Genomic DNA, 17,243 nt, shown 5'->3' with positions numbered 1-17,243 from the left:
TTCATCAAATACCTGTCGTTAGAGCAACTTTTATTTGGCTTTGTGACGAAGCAGGCACTGGGCCAAGTGCAACCTCTCCCCAACGCATTACCATTGCACCAGCACTCGATGAAGTTCCCAAGGTATAAACGACAACTAAATCGTTTTCGCGAATCCTACCCGATTCGGCAGCGTGGTAGAGATTAACAAAGGGAAAGGCTGCTCCAATATTTGCGTACTTAGGATTAAGATTGATGATGCGCTGTGGATCGATATTTAGCACGTTCGCGCAGACATCTGCATACCAAGCAGTAGGGGTATTGAAGGCAAAGAATTTGATTTGATCGAGCGTCAATCCAGCAGCAGAAACCGCACCTTGACAGCAAGTACGAATAAACTCCGAACTATTACTTAATGCCTGACCTGCATCCTTACCAGCTCGTATCCACATCCTTACATTGCTTTGTTCATCCACAGTGAATTCGTTAAAGAAAGCACCGCAGGTATTGCCAGTATTCAAAATTTTAGTGCCGAGGATACCTTGATTAGCTTTAAGTTGACTAACTACTACAGCACCAGCACCGTCACCGAGAAACCAGGAAAAAGTATCTTTCTCGTCAGCAAAGCGAGTATAAGTATTCGAGACAACAACGAGTACGTTACAGTACAGCCCTGCTTGTACCATTGCATAGGCACTTTGAAGCGCGACTAAAGCACTTGAACAAGTTGATTCGATGTTCCAGGCAGCGCCCAAAAATCCCAGTTTATGGGCAAGAAAAGCCGCATTACCAGGTGCAATTTCTTCTGGAAAAATTGAGGCAACTAACATCAAATCTAGCTGGTTTGGAGAAAGATTGGCAGCTTCAAGGGCTTCTTTTGCTGCACGATATTCTAATGTAAGCGAGGATTCACCAGAGCCTAATACCCTGCGCTCAATGCTGCCACGAAAAGGATCTTTAAGATATGGTATCATAGCTTTGCTAAATTCGTTGCTAGGGGTAGAACCACTAGCCGAAAATAGCTTTGCTAAATTTTTTTCCTCTGCTTCTTGCACCATTTGGGGGTAATTTTCTTTCCAATAATCGTTGGTGCGTACTCCGCTCGGAAAGCTAACAGCAATAGCTTTAATTCCAACAGGTATATTTGTCATCAGATTCCTCCTTTTAATTCAATCATTAATTTTTCCAACTTTTGCTCCGAGCTTCAGTTAGTGCCTTCCGACTCGGAGCGATACACACATCAACCACAAACGCTATAGATAACTTTCCTCCTTTTCTTTCAGGGATTGATTTTTCAAACTATTCATCCGAGTTTCAGTTGGGGCTTTTCGACTCGGATCGATGCACACATCAACCACAAATGGTGCAGTCGCTTCCATAGCTTTTTTTAACGCTGCCTCTAGCTCTGACTCCCTTTCCACCCGAATGCCATCTGCTCCCATCGATCGGGCAAATTGAACGAAATCAGCTTGGGGAATCTGCACTAAATCCTTACAACTTAGATGTGGCAAAACTTGGTTAACCATGTTGTAGCAACCATCATTAAGAACGATCCAAACCGCAGGAACTTGATATCGAACAGCGGTACTGATCTCGTTATTCATCAACATCGCCCCATCACCAACAATGGCAACTGCTTTCCTGGGTCCATTAGTCACAGTCGCTGCAATTACTTCAGCAACGTTGTGACTTAGATTTTGGGTACTCTCAACCTTTCTTTTTGGCAGTGCCACAGTTGCTCCAATCACTCCAGTAACGTTGTGACCCATAGATGCAAATCCAGTCGTAGTGCGGTAACGACCAGGAACCTTAAATCGCAGCATATTGCTTGCCCAAGCAAAGGAATTACCCGGTTCCGCCATCACCAAACCGTCGCTACCTTCAACGATTTCCTGCTGAAGTGCTTGCATCAGCACTTCAGGCCGCACTAAGTCATTTGTACTAGGGTCAATTGGTTTGAGTTGAGGGCGAGGGAATTCCTCTAATGTCAATTTATTGGCACAATTGAGCATTTGCTCCTCGTTTTGCTTGCTCAGTTTCTTGATCTGTTTGAGCAGTTTCTTGAGAAATATTTTTGCATCGGATTGAATAGAAATGGTCTTGGCGTGCGGATAGGCAGTACCCGGCACTTGCGGATCGAGATCCACGTGAATAAATCCTTCAGGGGGAACCATTGCCGGATTCCAGAATGAAGTAAACTCACCCAAGCGAGTTCCCAGTACCAACACCCGTTCTGGCAAGTATTCGTGCATATAAGTAAGCACGGAGGAATGATCGCCTAAACCCGTCACTCCGACAAATTGCGGGTGATCTTCGGGAAAAATTCCCTTCCCTCGCGGCGAACACATCACCGCTGCTCCAGTCTTTTTAGCTAACTTGCGGATCTTTTTAGCTGCACCCCGCGCCCCAAATCCTACCCAAATTGCAAATCGTTTTTGGGTTAACAACTGGGCACATTTCTTGACAGCTTTCTTTCTGGTAGTAACTACAGATTGGGAGAAATTCTCTTCGTCAAGCGGTAGCGCAACGTTGCTCATGCTTTTTTGAATGGTCGTCGTAATATTGATATGAGCGACAAAACCTCCAGACTGTGAAATTCCTTGGTTGAGCCGACGCGCCATTCCTGGAAGTTGTTCGGAAGATTCCAAAGTTACGGCATAATGAAACAAAGTTCCGGCAGTCAAAAGTCCTTCAGGCATGGTGTGGGGGCTGGTTTCCTGGCAAGCCCACCGTCCTTGCAGCCCGTGAGAAGTAGAAGCAGAAAGAAATATTACCTTTGCACCTTCCCAACGAGCGGCAAATAGCCCAGTTAGAGTATTCGTGATGCCTGGACCAGTTGTGGCAAATACGGCAACAGGACGATCGCTAGCAAACGAAGCTTCTATCGCCGCAAAAGCCGCACCTGCTTCGTGACGAAAGTGCATCACCTTGATAGAACTGTTTTCCAAGGCCGCCCAGATAGGCGCGATCGCACCTCCCGAAACCCCAAAAGCATACTCTACTCCTAAGTTCTCCAAGACCTTAACCACCACTTCAGCAACAGAAACCGCTGGTGTTTCCATCTGACTGCTAACTACAGAATCCCTACTAACTACAGGTGCAGTGGCTAAAATCCCTTTTACGTTTGTCATTTTTCACTCCAAAACCACTCAGAAAAAACCATTGACATTTGAATTGTAAAATTCAAATGTCAACCTCTATCAAGCAAATTACAATCACCTATGCGCCTCGCGCAAGACCCTTTTCAAAACCTTGCCCGTTGCATTTTTCGGAAGCGCATCAACAAAGCGAACAAGGTGAGGAACCTTGTAAGCAGCTATCTGCTTTGAGCAGAAAGAAATCACATCCTCTGGCGCGACAACTTGCCCATTATTAAGGACAATATTCGCCAAAATGCTCTCACCTTTTACTCTGTCAGAAACGCCACATATAGCCACTTCCGCCACTGCTGGATGTTGAGAGATTACCCGCTCCAATTCACTCGGATAAACCTTAAATCCAGAAACATTGATCATGTCCTTCAAGCGGTCAACAATGTAGAAATAGCCCTCTTCATCCATCCGACCCAAATCTCCAGTATGAAACCAACCGTTTGACATAACTTGGGCCGTTTCAGCAGGGCGGTTCCAATAGCTCGACATCACATTAGGCCCGCGAATAATAATCTCACCAACATCCCCAACATCGACTTCTGAACCCTCACTATCCACTACCTTCATTTCCACATTATCAATTGGCATCCCAATCGAACCAGGCTTATATTTTAAGTAATGGTTGTAACAAGAAAAAGGCGAAGTTTCCGTCAAACCGTACCCTTCATGAATCACCAGACCATACTGTTCTTGCCACTGCTCTACAACTTCCAAGGGCATTCTGGCAGCAGCGCTAAAATAATAGCGTACTGAGTTAAAGTTGCATTCATCCGGCGACATTTCTAACAGCTTGGCAAAGGCAGCCGGCACTCCAAAAAACATTGTAATCCCCTCCCTAGCCGTTACCTCCAACACTTCTGCTGGATAAAATCGGCGTTGTAACACAATCGTGGCACAGGCATTTAATCCCGCATTCAGAATAAAATTCTGACCGAAACAGTGAAACAAAGGTAAATACAAAAGTAACCTATCTTCAGCCCTCATACCGCAGCAGTGCTTGACAGAGTGCATATTTGAAGTCACATTACCATGAGAAAGCGCAGCGCCTTTAGGAAAACCAGTCGTCCCAGATGTATAGATAATTGCAGCGGTTTCTGTGGGTTCCATTTCCATAGCTTTAGCTTCAGCAGAAGCATTTGCTAGCAGTTGTAACAAACTGATTTCTTTACAGCTTAAACTCAGCTTGCTTCGTGAAACATGAGAAGAATGGTCAACAACCACACTCGGCGGCTTAATAACTCCATCTTCAGCAATCAAAATGTATTGAAGGTAAGCTAAATCATCATCAGGCACTTGCACTCGCAATGATTCTGTTGCAATTACTATCTTAGCAGCGCAGTCATTGAGAATAAACCGAACTTCATCGGTTTTAAGCATCGCATTGATAGAAACTGCTACAGCTCCGATCTTTAAGATGCCCAGATAAGAGATGACAAATTCTGGAATATTAGGCAGGAAGAGAGCGACGCAATCTCCCCGTTTAATCCCCAAGCCTTGCAAACCATTAGCAGCGCAGTTTGCTAATTGATTTAGCTGCTTGTAAGTAAAAGATTTACCTTCAAAAATTAACGCAGTTTTCTGAGGAAAAAATCTACACCCTCTCTCGATATGCTCTGCAATGTTCATCTCTATTTTATCCTCGGTAAAATTGCTGCCAAACAATAGGTTTCGTGTTCAAGATTTGGATGCACTGGTGCACCGTCGTTAAAACAAATAGAAAACCACGACCTAAATCTTTCGATCGCTCTTTCTTTTCTGAGGAACTATCCCTCACGCAACCCGGATGAATTGCCTGACAAATTTGTTGCCAATTCTTCGGTTCAAGTTGATAGACTTTGACGCACTGGCGAACAGTATCCATCAAAAAGTGTTGCTGATTTGAGAATCTCTCTGCTTTTTTACTTGGGTAAATATCTAGCTGAAAAGCAGTTTCAGAGATGTTAGCTGAAATATTGTGAGTAACCATTTTTGTGCCTTTCTAGTAATCTTCAACAATCGTTTGCGGCCGCAAAATTGGAACTGCTTGTGTAAGGGACAAGCAGCTCTTAATGAGTTAACTTTTTAACTCATTTTTCCACCGTTTTGCAGGCTGTTCTTAGCTACAAATGACCTGTTTTATACCATTTCTCTAAAATCGTGCAACACTCTTCGACCCCCCCTAGCCCCCCCTTGCAAAGGGGGGGAACAAGAATACTGTTGCATTCTTTTTTAAAATTGGTATTACATAGGAAATGAGAGGGGAAAAAGGGAATGAAATAATGTAAATCTTTGACAAAAATTCTTCCCCTTCCCTTTCTGCTTCCTACTTCAAACTTGATAAAATCTGATGCACAGCTTGCACAATTCGTCCTTCCTGTGCAATGTCAGCAGCAATCATGGCAATGTGTACATCTAAAGATTGCTCGTTATCATTCCAAATGTAAGATTTTTCAACATTCGGCGGCTGTCCCACAACTTCGCGCACAGCCTCATATAGCGGTAAGCTAAGTGGTGACAAACATTCCCGTGCATCATAATGACCGGCGACTTGATGGGTTCGCAAATCAACCGCTTGGACGGCAAACATTAGGGAAATTGCCATATATTGCTGGAACAATTCAATTGAGCGACGAGCTAAATTAGCTGCAGCAAATCCTTGGCTATTGATATTCTGATTGAATTGTTCAGCGTGAGTGGGAAAGCGGTCAGCAATTGAGTTTCCGTAAAAAGTCAATAGTGGCATAATGGAATTTCCAGCTATTTGCAGACCTTTTAATCCCATGTTGACCTTACGGCTGGTGTTGCCAACCAGAGAAGGCGACAAACCATTATTAAATTCAGGTGCAGCTAACAACGCAATTTGTACATCTAAATGCTTAGCCAGCAGCCCTAAAAGGTACCGCAAACGATCCATTCCCACACCAACATACTGTCCCAGAAAATTGCCGCCGTGATAGCTAGCTTGATTCTCAGTATCGATTAAGGGGTTGTCAGTAACAGAGTTAATTTCAACTTCAATCTGCTGGGCAATTTCTGCTATTCCATCTACAATAGGCCCCATATATTGAGGCAAACAACGGAGCGAATAACGGTCTTGTATCGGATGAGCGCCGCGAGACTCGTGGGAACCATCTAACTCATCTCGATTCAAGCAGGAACCTGCGAGGAGTTCGACCATTTGGGAAGCGGCCCACACTTGACCAAAATGAGGCTTGAGCTTGTGAATGAAGGGGTGGAATGATTGATTGGTTCCGCCTAATCCTTGGATTGTCAAGGCATGAGTACCCATTGCCAAGGCAAGTATTACTTGCGAATCCCGGACGCAGTTGGCAGCAATGCCGGTCATTACAGATGTACCATTGGTCATTGCTAGCCCTTCTTTGGGAAGCAGATCAATTCTTGGTAAATCTAATATTTCTAGCGCTTGAATTGCTGACATTTCTCGGCCCTTAAAATCAACAGTGAAACTGTCATCTAGACCTATTAATGCGCCTGTGATGTGCGCTAGGGGAACTAAATCGCCGGAAGCGCCGATCGAACCCAATTCACATACGTGAGGTGTGACTCCTGCGTTTAGAAATGTGATCATCCGCTCAATTAACTCTAGCCGAATTCCTGAAGCGCCCTGGAGGTGGGAGTTAATTCGCAAAAGCATGGCGGCGCGGACGCAAGCTGTGGGCAGCTTTGGCCCTGCACCAGCTTTGAGAAACCAAATTAAATTGTTTTGTAAGCTTGCGGCTTCTTCAGGCGCGATCGCTGTATTGGCCATCCCACCAAAGCCAGTTGTAACTCCGTAAATCGGCTTTCCCGACTCGACAGCATTCGCAATGTAGTCGCAGGATGCTTGCACTCGTTCCGCCACATCCCTTTCATCATTCAACCGAACTCTGGTTCCACAGCGGGCAACCCTGGCAACTTCTTCTACACTCAGCCGTCGATTCCCTACAGTTACGTTACTCAAATTAGGCTCAGGCCATTTGGGTAATTTTAGAGCAATCGGCTCTGTTAAGTTCCTTGACACTTCTTAGATCCTAAATTTATAGATAACAGATGCCACTCAAATGTGACTCTAGTCACAGCACACTCGAAACCAGGATGTTATTTTGAATTCAATGACAGAGAAATATGACTGGATACCATACTCTGCCATTTGTATTCAAATCTTGCCTTTCGTTTCGTAAAACAAGCCGCAGCCACTAGACATCACCGATAATGAGCCTGCAAGCCTTATTGCGTTAAGGCTGGAAGCTTAAATTCGGTTGGTGTCTATTGTGCTCAAGGCAAAATAAAACTGCGCCGACACTACATTATGCGGGCAGAGTTATAATTGATTGAGTTATTAAAGCTGGTAGGCTGTTACTGGGGCTATTGACCGATAACTAAATGACAATACCACCGCTAAAGGCTAATCATACATTTTTGTAACAAAACTTTACAATGATTTCCGAAATTTTTAGGATGACTATTGAACGCTACGGGATATCTGGAAAACAGTTATCCAAGTTTTCAGGCGTTAGCGAGAATCATATTTCTGAGTTTCGGCGGGGCAAGACTGGCATTTCTACGGAGGTGCTGTGGAAATTAATTCAGGCAATGGACGAGATTAAGCCGGGAGCCCGCGTTTACTTCTGTAATCGGCTGACGGGGGGAGAGGGATGTGGCAACAGCAGCGAGATGTCAGTGCCAAAGCAACTAGAGTCTTTGTTAGATATGCAGATATTGGTTGATGAGCTCTCTGACGACAGTTTGGCCTTGCTACTGATGGTGGTGGCGGCGCGGATCAAGAATGGTGTTTCCTCTCATGCGAAGGGTTTTGAGCTAATTGGCTAATAATTTTACCGCTAGTTTGTCAAGGCAAGAATCCACAGCTCTTGCCCCATTCTTGAACCATTGCTGAACACAGATTAAGAGAGATTACGCTGATTTCACTAATTTTTTTTATCGCTTCTAACAATCCGTGAAATCCTTTGAAACATCAAAAATTAGAAAAGAGCGGACAGTCTCCCTTGAGACAACTTTAAAAGGAGCAAGGAGCTAAGTCTGACAGGGTAAGCTCATCTAATTTGGTATAAATTGTACTTGACAAAAATACGACTATAGAAGATGGGGATTTAGGGATTAGCGATTCTATAATGTCTTAAAAGCTAAGTCGCCCTGCGGTGGGTAAAACTCAATGAATCTAGGACTTACGCATTGACAAAAAACATTATCTATGTATTCTCGATCATGCCATCACTGCTAAGGTTCGCCAAAATATGCTCACGGACAACTAAAGTGAATAGATTCCTTTGGACTTCATACCAATTGCTAATTATTTTTTGAGAGCGCATAAACTCCAATTTAATAAATGCGTGAAGTGAGCAAAATATGTGAGTCTTAATCGCGAAGGTGTCTCTGACCATGAACCGACAAATTCCACAGACTTGTTTTATAGCTCTATGAAAGGTTTCAATGCCCCAATGAATATCGTGAATTGTAATAAATTCACTTCGGGTTGTCTCTTTGACCTTTTCGGGATCTGGCAGATATAAAATATAATGTCTAGAGTCTTCTTTTTTAAAGTCTTTCCTAAACAACTTTATAAACCCAAATTCTTTCAAATGAGTCACTAATCCTTCATCAGAAATCTCTAAAGTCCTTACCTGGCAATACTTTTGCGGCTCATTTGAGACAATTCTGTTTTTTTCAATTCCGAATATAAAACCCAGCTTCTGGTTTCTTAAAAACTTTAAGTTTTCTACTCCTGAATACCAACTATCTCCCGTTACTATTCTTGGTTTCACTCCCCATTCTCTGATTTCTATCACCATTTCTCTAAAATAATCGTTTTTGGTTTGACCCTCTCTTTTATCATATATTCTGTAATTAATGGGCACTGAGTTACCGTAAATATCACTATAATATAGCGTGATTAAATTCAATCCAATGATCGGTTTATGGTATTTACCTGACCAAAAATAGCTAATTAATTCCGTATGTTTGGGTTCACTGTACAGTTTTTCTATAACTGTATCGTCAACACTCAATGTTCCCCCTTCTAAGTTGATAAATTTCTCGATTATCTCGAATAAATCTTTCGGTTCATATCTCTCTCTCAACAAAAAGCGATTGACGCCCTGAATGGGAAACGTCTCCTAATATCTCTGCTAACCTACTGCACCCCCCAAACTTTGGCTCTGAGAGTAAAAATAAGGTGTAAATGTCCTTATTGCATTGCGCTGTCGAGGTTTTAGTTATTTTTCTGATTGTCCGATACCCGTTAGTAGACGTTCCCTCTTTATCAATGCACTATTTGGTTATTTTGTCAATGCGTAAGTCCTAGAATCAATGAATCAAGGATTCGCGCCAGTTTTCGCAACGCCTAAATCAAAGCAACCACAAAACCCGCCCCAACCTATTTCCATGCAAGAGTTACAAGGGAGCTTGTCAAGTTATTTTGATGACGTACCCGACCCAAGAGTGAACCGAACCAAACGCCACCTACTTAAAGACATTCTCGTCATTGCCATATTATCTACAATAGCTGGAGGTGATGGATGGGAAGACATGGAAAATTATGGAATCAGTAAGCAGCAATGGTTGCAAAAATTTTTAGACTTACCCAATGGCATCCCGAGCGATGATACCTTCCGACGAGTTTTTGAAAAGCTAGACCCGAAAGTTTTAGAACAGAAGTTGACTCAATGGGTTAAACAATTAATTGGGCCAGTTTGCCAACAAGTTATCCCAATTGATGGCAAAAGCCTCCGAGGTTCTTATGACGCCTAAAAACGGCGTAAATAATTTACATTTAGTGACAGCGTGGGCAAGCGAAAATCGGTTGGTACTTGGACAAGTTAAAGTGGAAAACCATTCCAATGAAATCACAGCTATCCCAGCCCTATTGGAATTAATCGATATCACCGGAGCGATTATTACGATGGATGCGATGGGGACTCAAACCGATATTATTCGGCTGATTCGTCAGAAAAAAGCCCATTACGTTGTCACTCTAAAAAGGTAAGGATTCAGGTCTGAAAGAAGGGAATAAGCTCAGGCATAGCCAAGTCACAAGAATGGGCCTCTACAGCCTCACGGAAAAAAGTCATTACTGAGCGAGCTTGAAAACGACAGGTTTGAATCACACTCAGCAGATTATACCATTTCTCTAAAATCGTGCAACACTCTTCGACCCCCCCTAGCCCCCCCTTGCTAAGGGGGGGGACAAGAATACTGTTGCATTCTTTTTTAAAATTGGTATTAGCCGTTTCCTCAAATCGTTTCATCGAACGAGAGCCGCCAGAAACTTTCCGTTTCGTGACCAAAGCCGTAGAGAACGTTCTGCTAAATTATTATCGGGAGGAACCGAGGGGTCATTGAGAAAATACCACCATTATTCTGCCTTATCCCGTAATACCAATTCACTATGAAGGTACACTAAATTTAGGCTAAAAGTAGAGGAGATGCAATATGGCCAACAAATTTAAGGTAGAAATTCAGGAAACGGTTGAGGAACTAGAGCATCGACTCGAACGGGCTATAACCGCAGTTTGCACAAGAAAAATTACTGCTATTATACTGGATTGCCACCAAAAAAATCAAAACAAGAGAAGAATTAGCCACGATGCTGAAGCGAGACTCTTCAACAATATATCGTTGGTTAAGAGCTTACAAACAAGGTGGAATTACCTCATTACTCACAGTTAAAAAAGCTCCCGGGAAGACTCCACATATACCACCGGAAGTCAGAGAAAAATTAATCAAAAAACTGCAAGAACCAGAGGGGGAAACAAGTTATGGCAAATTACAGATATGGCTCGAAAAAGAATGCGGGAGCAAAGTGAGCTATAAAGTCGTACATGACCTAGTTCATTATAAATTAAAATCTTACCTCAAAGTGCCAAGACCCCAAAGCAATAAGGTGAACGAAGTTGCACAGACCAACTTCAAAAAAAAACTGTGGGAGATTATCAAAGTAATGATTAAATATTTCGGAACAGGACAGCCTGTAAGGATATGGTGTCAGGACGAGAGTAGATTTGGATTGATTACTATGCGCCGGGCAGGATGATTACATTGAAGGGGATAAAACCCGTCGGGAAAAAACAATGGAAGCGAGGAAACTTCTATGTTTATGGAGTTGTAGAGCCATCAACAGGTGAACAATATTATCAAGAATTTTCTCAGCTCAATCACAACTGGTTTCAAGAGTTTTTAAATGGATTTGCTCAAAAATACTCAGACTATTTCAATCTAATTATCATGGATAATGGTAGCTTTCATAAAGCTCTCTTATTAGACTGGCATGACCATGTAATGCCAATATATTTACCTGCGTATAGTCCTGAATTGAATCCGATTGAAAGATTGTGGGAACATACAAAAAAAGACCTGAAGTGGGCAAATTATTCGAGTTTAGATAAACTCAAAGAACAGGTAGATATAATTATCAAATCTCTCACGAATGAAGAAGTTTTATCTCTCTGTGGTTGGGACTATATCCTTGAAGCTATATTAAGTGCAGGTTCATAGTGAATTGGTATAAGGACTTCAGAAATCAGGATACGGCAATGCCGGTTCCCTACAATTAATCGGGGTAGGGAAACGGCAATGCCGTCTCCTCCTCGCGAGTTCATGATTATTTTGCGGTAGGGAAACGGCAATGCCGTCTCCTCTAATCAAATAGCTAACTGATATTCAATTCAAGGAACTGTCTTAACTCTGGCACAAACAAGCGGCTTCTTGGGTGCGGGCTTTAATCGGCAAATAAATCACAAACTCTGCTCCCTCACCTATTTCCGAATTCACTTCTATTTTCCCTTGATGCTTCTCGATTATCTGGTAGGAAATTGACAGCCCTAAACCAGTTCCTTTACCCACAGGTTTAGTCGTAAAAAATGGGTCAAATAGCCTATCAATTGCATCCGGGTTAATCCCATTGCCGTTATCTCTAATCTTCACCACCACTTGATTTACTCCTGCTATTTTTGTGAGGATTTCAATCTCCTTGTTTCGCAGATTTGGATTGCTCAACAGTGCATCAGCAGCATTGGCTATGATATTCATGAATACCTGGTTTAACTGCGACGGATAGCATTCTACCAAGGGCAATTTTCCATAATTTTTAATTACTTTAATCGCGGTTGTGATTTTGCTCTTTAAAATTAATAGAGTGCTGTCAATTCCTTCATGGATATCGACTGGTTTCATTTCAGCTTCATCTAACCTAGAGAAGTTTCGCAGGGACAAAACAATTTGCTGAATTCGCTCAGTCCCCATTTTCATCGAAGATAGTAACTTCGACAAATCTTCTGATAAAAAGTCGAGTTCAATTTCCTCAATGCAGTCTTGAATTGACGCGCTTGCCTTCGGAAATTCCTGCTGGTAAAGTCCTACAAGCCTGAGCAAATCTTGAGTATATTGGTTAGCGTGACAGAGGTTGCCATAAATAAAGTTAACTGGGTTGTTAATTTCGTGAGCAATACCAGCCATCATTAACCCCAAACTGGACATTTTTTCGGCTTGAATTAGTTGAGATTGGGCATTTTTTAAATCGTGAAGCGTTTGTTGTAGTTGGTGCAATTGTAGGTTTAGTGTACGATCGCGCTTTTCTACTTGTTCTATCATACAGTTGAAAGCTTCAGCAAGTTGACCTACCTCATCGCCGGAAGGAATGGGTACTTTACCAGAAAAGTATTCATTGCTTGCCATCCAATTCACATTTTGAGTTAAATCAAGGATTGGTTTTCCGATGATTCGGCTAACTACAGCACCAACAATCGTGGCGAGAATTACTCCTGCCCAAAAGAAACTATCTAGCCGTTGAGATAAAGTTAATTGCGTTTGCTGCACTGTCGCCATTGGGTTAAACACAGCTAGAGCTATGCTATCGCCTATTTCGGATATTTCTACCGTTTTCATTATGTAAGACAGGCGCTCAATATCTATTTTAGTAGTCGATGTCTGTGGTGTAGGTTTTTTCCAAGATTTAGAGCGAATTTGGGGAAAATTAGTAGCAATTAATTCTCCTGATTTAAAGATAGCGAAGTAGTTTTTACTGTTAGTATCAATGTTGATTTTATGCAATTGTTCGTCTGTCACTAAGTCACCGACGAGTACAGCACCAATTATCCTATTCTTGCTTCTAATCGGTGCAAATCCTACTAGCAATGCTTGCGGTTTGCCATCAATGCTGACGAAATTCGACTTTTCTAAGCCTTTAAGTGCTGAATTGATCGCTGCGCTATTGATTAACTTCTTATCTATGAGCGAATCTTCTCGCAACTCTGCTACCATTTCGCCCCGCCCGTCTACTACTTTGACTAAATCTAGTTTAAATGTGGTTTGTAGAGATAATATATCTTGACGCAAGATGTCTGTGTTTTTCTTTTCTATAGCGCGAATAACTTCGGGTTCTTCTGATAGCAGTTTGGCTTGCATTATCAATTGAGTCGATCGACTTTTGAAGTCTCGCACGGCTAAAACTGCTTGGTTTTCAACTTGATCGCGCACTCCTTTTTCAAGAGTGTTGGCAAATCCGATTTTGACTGTGTGTATGACTAATAACAATAGAGTGACGGATACACTTAGAAACGGCACGATAATTTTGAGGCTCAGCGGTACTCGAAAGTACGGCGGGATCTTGGTTGAGCTGTTGTCGCCCTCGATCGCACTTCTTAGATTTTTCATAATCAGTTATTAAAAATAATAGTCATTAATTTATAATAGTACATTAACCGTAAATTGTGATTTCTGAGAGCTGCTAGTGCAAATAATCCTTGATATATAAAGAATTTAGGCTGTAGTTAATTTTAGCCGTCTGGCGAGCAGACTGCTTTTAGTACCCAAAACTTGTTAGATATTTATCTTAATAGTTGCGATCTAGAATCTAGAACTTCAAGTCTAAAATCAGTTGCCGACTGTGTAGAGATAGCCAAAAATTTAGTATTTCTTCGCCGACTTGTTCTGGATAGAAGTGGTGAAAGAAATGCCTACCGTCTTGACATTCCCAAAGCCGAGATCCTTTTTTAATAAATTTCGACCAGCGGCGCATGACAACAGGAGATACCATAAAATCTGTTTTGCTGCTGCATATCAACAAAGGTACTTCTACACCTTCATCGTGGGAATTACTAATCCTAAATAAGGAGTGAGGACAAGGAGAACAGGCTAAGTCATCTTCAAAATATGATATAAATCTTTGATTGATTATTTGATTTTGCAATCCCAGCATATCGCCAACCATTTGAGTCAAAACTTGTTTTCTGCTCCAGGGAAAAGCTGAAAGATGCGTATAGTAATGTGATTGCCAATTCATAGCAGATGGCAAGCCGACAGCTAAAAGTCCCAAAGAACTTACTTTGTGAGGATAGCGGCGCGCATACATTAAACCAACTAATCCGCTGGTACTGTGGCCGATGAGATGAATTGGGCGATCGCGCAATGTTAAAAAATCGTGCAAAAGTTCAACAGCCATATCTAAAGAGCAAGCTTCGTCTTCAGTTTGTTGGTATTCCCATATTTGCACTGGTACAGAATCATTTAAGTAGGAAAGCAGCGAGCGATCGAAGAATTGCAAACTCGGACTTACACTTAACCAAAGCACGTCTTCTGAACTAAATTTCATCTATTTTAAGTGGGAGATCGAGTTATTAACAAGAATAATTTATCTGCTAGATTTTCGGGGCGGGTTGAGTGCGTAATTTTGATTGCCGAACATAATCTAATTACAAAACTCACCCTGCTACCGTTAAGTCTACAAGCTAAATTCTTTCTTGAGTTGAGATACCCAAGATTTGATGCGCGATTCCGTCAGATCGGATTGGTTGTCTTCATCAATAGCAAGACCCAAAAACTTGCCATTAACTACAGCTTTAGATTCATTAAAATCATAGCCCTCTACCGGCCAATAACCGACTGTTTCGCCGCCCTGTTCCGAAATTTTTTCAGCCAGAATGCCCATTGCATCCATAAAATTATCCGGGTAGCCTTCTTGGTCGCCAGTTCCCACATAAGCTACTTTTTTGCCGCTAAAATCAATATCATCAAGTTCGGGAAGAAAACCTTCCCAGTCGCTTTGCAGTTCGCCGATATTCCAAGTCGGACAAGCGATAATCAGACATTCGTATTCGGCAAAATCATCATTTTCAACGCTGCCGATCTCGTGCAAGGTCACGATATCGCCGCCAAATTCATCCCGAATCATTTCAGCTACCGACTCAGTTTTCCCAGTTGTAGTTCCGTAGAAAAGACCAATTGCTTTTGACATTTTTACTCCGAAGGTGAAATTTGATAGTGCTTGAGGGTTGTTTTTTTTGAGTCAGGATTTGGCATTTCCTGCCTGCAATTCAGACAAAAACAGTAGACACGGTTGTGGCAAACCTGAGAAATTAGGGAGTCAAGGCAGCAAGGACACTGTTTTTTCATCGGGTTAAAGTTGAAAATTCATCAACCAAGCTGACTCGCTCATATCGGGGTCTGCTTCGCAGTCAATTAGTAACAGATTCAGCGTCGTTTGTACTTTGAGACGGCGCGGGATGCCGGCGGGTACAAACACAAATACTCCGGGTTTTAAAGTGACTGTCCGATCGCACACCGTGAGAGTTCCCGCTCCTTCTAAGACGGTGAGGGTTACATCTTTGGAGTTATCGAGGTCAGGTATTTCGGAATTTTTACCCAAACTCATCAGTTTTTGGCTGTCGGCGGGTTGTCCGTCGCTGATTCGATCGGCGGATGCGGAAACTATTGCTGCTGTCACGGTGATTGACCTCCAGGTACTGTTAACTTCCGGCAGTTATTGCAATTAATATTCAATAAGCTACCATGCAATTTAGATAAATTGTCAATAGTTAAATATTAAGATTTGTTACTAAAGGCAGTCAAGCTAGGTGTCCGCTCAACGCGAGCAGCCCCAAATAAAGACGGGGCGGTATTTTTGGGAGATCGAACTGCGAGGTGCGATGACTTAACGTTAAAAATATTTGGTAATAATTCGCAATTAGTTCTTAAAATTAGGTTTGTCGTGCGATCGCCAATAGAGCAATTCTCAATTGCCCGCAATATAGTAAGGATACGGCGTCGTCTCCCTATGGAATATGTGTATTGCACTCAACAGGGTAAAATGCTGCGAACCCTACAAAATGCAAGAGAGGCGGGTTTTAGCCGGATTTGTCGATCGCAAAAACCAGTCTAAAACCCGCCCCTAATGACAACAGTCAACAATTAACCGACTAATTCTTCGCCCCTACGCCCACATACATAATCGACGTATCCTCATTAATTTTGATTTTAAACAAGCCAGACTTTTTGTAATCAAAATAGTTAGCGATATTAGAGATTAGCACTTGAGAAACTTGTTGGAAACTTTCCCCCGAAGGAAATAGCTGCTTTCCACTTGTAAGATTCCCCCAAAAACCGTGCATCTGGGCTAAAATAGCGCCCATTTCTCCAAACATATCAAAACCTTTAATTTCAATCTTGCCGAAACCCGTATCGCGCATTACCACAGACAGTTCATCCGGGGTAATAAACTTTTCCCAATCGTGAACGCCCCGCCTAATCTCCTGCAAAATATTTTCCATCAGCCCAATCATCACAACTTGCGAGGAAAAAGTTCGGTTGATTGTGTCAAAAAAGAACAGTCCCCCAGGCTTGAGAATCCTGTGAACCTCAGACACAACTTTTTTGTAATCGGCAACGTGTTCCAAAACATCCACGCAGATTACAACATCAAAGGTATTGTCTTCGTAGGGCATATTTTCGGCAAAACCTTGCCTGTAGTCTATCTCATAACCGCTGGTAACTGCGTGATTTTGAGCTGCTACAATACATTTTTGCGATCGATCTATTCCAGAAACAATAGCACCTCTCTCGGCCATAAACTCGCAAGAAAAGCCGCCGCCGCACCCGACATCTAAGGTTTTCAGCCCTTGCCAATTAGTCGCGTGTCTGTCGAAAAACTCAAATCTGGGTTTATTTAGATGGTATAAGGCATAAATTTTAGCATTTTCGTCCCACCAATTATCGGCATTTTCCTCATAAAATTCTAAATCATTTTTTACTTCTGTTTTCTGCACGATTTTCTCAGTCCTGATTAGTGGAAAATATAGATGACGATTGCACTTTTGCGTTATTTTATAGGAATGACGCCAAAAAA

13 protein-coding genes and 3 pseudogenes are annotated in these 17,243 nt (G+C 42.2%); 4 read left to right on the top strand and 12 right to left on the bottom strand.

Going from position 1 to position 17,243, the window contains the following annotated elements; translation table 11 throughout:
- Positions 1 to 4: 4 nt before the first annotated feature.
- From QUA43_RS12445 to QUA43_RS12425, 5 genes are all read right to left on the bottom strand, one after another.
- Complete coding sequence (locus QUA43_RS12445) at positions 5 to 1,036, bottom strand: 3-oxoacyl-ACP synthase III family protein (RefSeq protein WP_333374212.1); 1,032 nt, start codon at positions 1,034 to 1,036, stop codon at positions 5 to 7.
- Positions 1,037 to 1,231: 195 nt separating this feature from the next.
- Complete coding sequence (locus QUA43_RS12440; protein WP_333374210.1) at positions 1,232 to 3,109, bottom strand: thiamine pyrophosphate-dependent enzyme; 1,878 nt, start codon at positions 3,107 to 3,109, stop codon at positions 1,232 to 1,234.
- An 84-nt stretch (positions 3,110 to 3,193) separates the two neighbouring features.
- Positions 3,194 to 4,756 (bottom strand): long-chain fatty acid--CoA ligase, encoded by a 1,563-nt coding sequence (locus tag QUA43_RS12435; RefSeq protein ID WP_333374208.1) that lies wholly within the window; start codon positions 4,754 to 4,756, stop codon positions 3,194 to 3,196.
- A 7-nt stretch (positions 4,757 to 4,763) separates the two neighbouring features.
- Positions 4,764 to 5,096 (bottom strand): hypothetical protein, encoded by a 333-nt coding sequence (locus QUA43_RS12430; protein ID WP_333374206.1) that lies wholly within the window; start codon positions 5,094 to 5,096, stop codon positions 4,764 to 4,766.
- Positions 5,097 to 5,432: 336 nt separating this feature from the next.
- Positions 5,433 to 7,070: an aromatic amino acid ammonia-lyase gene (locus tag QUA43_RS12425; protein WP_333374204.1), complete on the bottom strand. Its 1,638-nt coding sequence runs from the start codon at positions 7,068 to 7,070 to the stop codon at positions 5,433 to 5,435.
- 497 nt (positions 7,071 to 7,567) lie between these two features.
- On the opposite strand from QUA43_RS12425, the gene QUA43_RS12420 reads away from it, so the two are divergent.
- Positions 7,568 to 7,939 carry a helix-turn-helix transcriptional regulator gene (locus tag QUA43_RS12420; protein ID WP_333374202.1) on the top strand — a complete coding sequence of 124 codons (372 nt, stop codon included), beginning with the start codon at positions 7,568 to 7,570 and terminating at the stop codon, positions 7,937 to 7,939.
- A 380-nt stretch (positions 7,940 to 8,319) separates the two neighbouring features.
- Here QUA43_RS12420 and QUA43_RS12415 read toward each other — a convergent pair.
- A pseudogene (locus QUA43_RS12415) lies at positions 8,320 to 9,355 on the bottom strand (IS701 family transposase).
- Positions 9,356 to 9,436: 81 nt separating this feature from the next.
- On the opposite strand from QUA43_RS12415, the pseudogene QUA43_RS12410 reads away from it, so the two are divergent.
- Positions 9,437 to 10,106: pseudogene (locus QUA43_RS12410) on the top strand (ISAs1 family transposase); the annotation flags it as partial.
- 244 nt (positions 10,107 to 10,350) lie between these two features.
- Here the strand turns inward: QUA43_RS12410 and QUA43_RS12405 are convergent.
- A pseudogene (locus QUA43_RS12405) lies at positions 10,351 to 10,502 on the bottom strand (IS66 family transposase); the annotation flags it as partial.
- Between the two features lie 153 nt (positions 10,503 to 10,655).
- Between QUA43_RS12405 and QUA43_RS12400 the strand changes: the two are divergent.
- Positions 10,656 to 11,159 (top strand): helix-turn-helix domain-containing protein, encoded by a 504-nt coding sequence (locus tag QUA43_RS12400; protein ID WP_333374301.1) that lies wholly within the window; start codon positions 10,656 to 10,658, stop codon positions 11,157 to 11,159.
- Positions 11,156 to 11,620 carry an IS630 family transposase gene (locus QUA43_RS12395; RefSeq protein ID WP_333374201.1) on the top strand — a complete coding sequence of 155 codons (465 nt, stop codon included), beginning with the start codon at positions 11,156 to 11,158 and terminating at the stop codon, positions 11,618 to 11,620. Before QUA43_RS12400 ends, QUA43_RS12395 begins: the two co-directional genes overlap by 4 nt.
- A gap of 183 nt (positions 11,621 to 11,803) precedes the next feature.
- Here the strand turns inward: QUA43_RS12395 and QUA43_RS12390 are convergent, their stop codons facing one another.
- The 5 genes from QUA43_RS12390 to ubiG form a co-directional block, all read right to left on the bottom strand.
- Positions 11,804 to 13,777 carry an ATP-binding protein gene (locus QUA43_RS12390; protein WP_333374199.1) on the bottom strand — a complete coding sequence of 658 codons (1,974 nt, stop codon included), beginning with the start codon at positions 13,775 to 13,777 and terminating at the stop codon, positions 11,804 to 11,806.
- A 199-nt stretch (positions 13,778 to 13,976) separates the two neighbouring features.
- Entirely contained in the window at positions 13,977 to 14,714 is a 738-nt protein-coding gene (locus QUA43_RS12385) for an alpha/beta hydrolase (RefSeq protein WP_333374197.1), read from the bottom strand.
- A 129-nt stretch (positions 14,715 to 14,843) separates the two neighbouring features.
- Entirely contained in the window at positions 14,844 to 15,356 is a 513-nt protein-coding gene (fldA, locus tag QUA43_RS12380) for a flavodoxin FldA (RefSeq protein WP_333374195.1), read from the bottom strand.
- Positions 15,357 to 15,518: 162 nt separating this feature from the next.
- On the bottom strand, positions 15,519 to 15,845 hold the full coding sequence (locus tag QUA43_RS12375; protein ID WP_333374193.1) for a cupin domain-containing protein: 327 nt from the start codon (positions 15,843 to 15,845) through the stop codon (positions 15,519 to 15,521).
- Between the two features lie 472 nt (positions 15,846 to 16,317).
- The gene (gene ubiG, locus QUA43_RS12370; RefSeq protein WP_333374192.1) at positions 16,318 to 17,163 is read right to left on the bottom strand and encodes a bifunctional 2-polyprenyl-6-hydroxyphenol methylase/3-demethylubiquinol 3-O-methyltransferase UbiG; all 846 of its coding nucleotides are present in this window, start codon (positions 17,161 to 17,163) and stop codon (positions 16,318 to 16,320) included.
- Between the last annotated feature and the right edge of the window lie 80 nt (positions 17,164 to 17,243).

Source organism: Microcoleus sp. N9_B4, from assembly GCF_036701635.1.
GTDB lineage: Bacteria > Cyanobacteriota > Cyanobacteriia > Cyanobacteriales > Microcoleaceae > Microcoleus.
The sequence above is the reverse complement of the archived record's forward strand: the minus strand, read 5'-3'. Positions and strand labels throughout refer to the sequence as shown.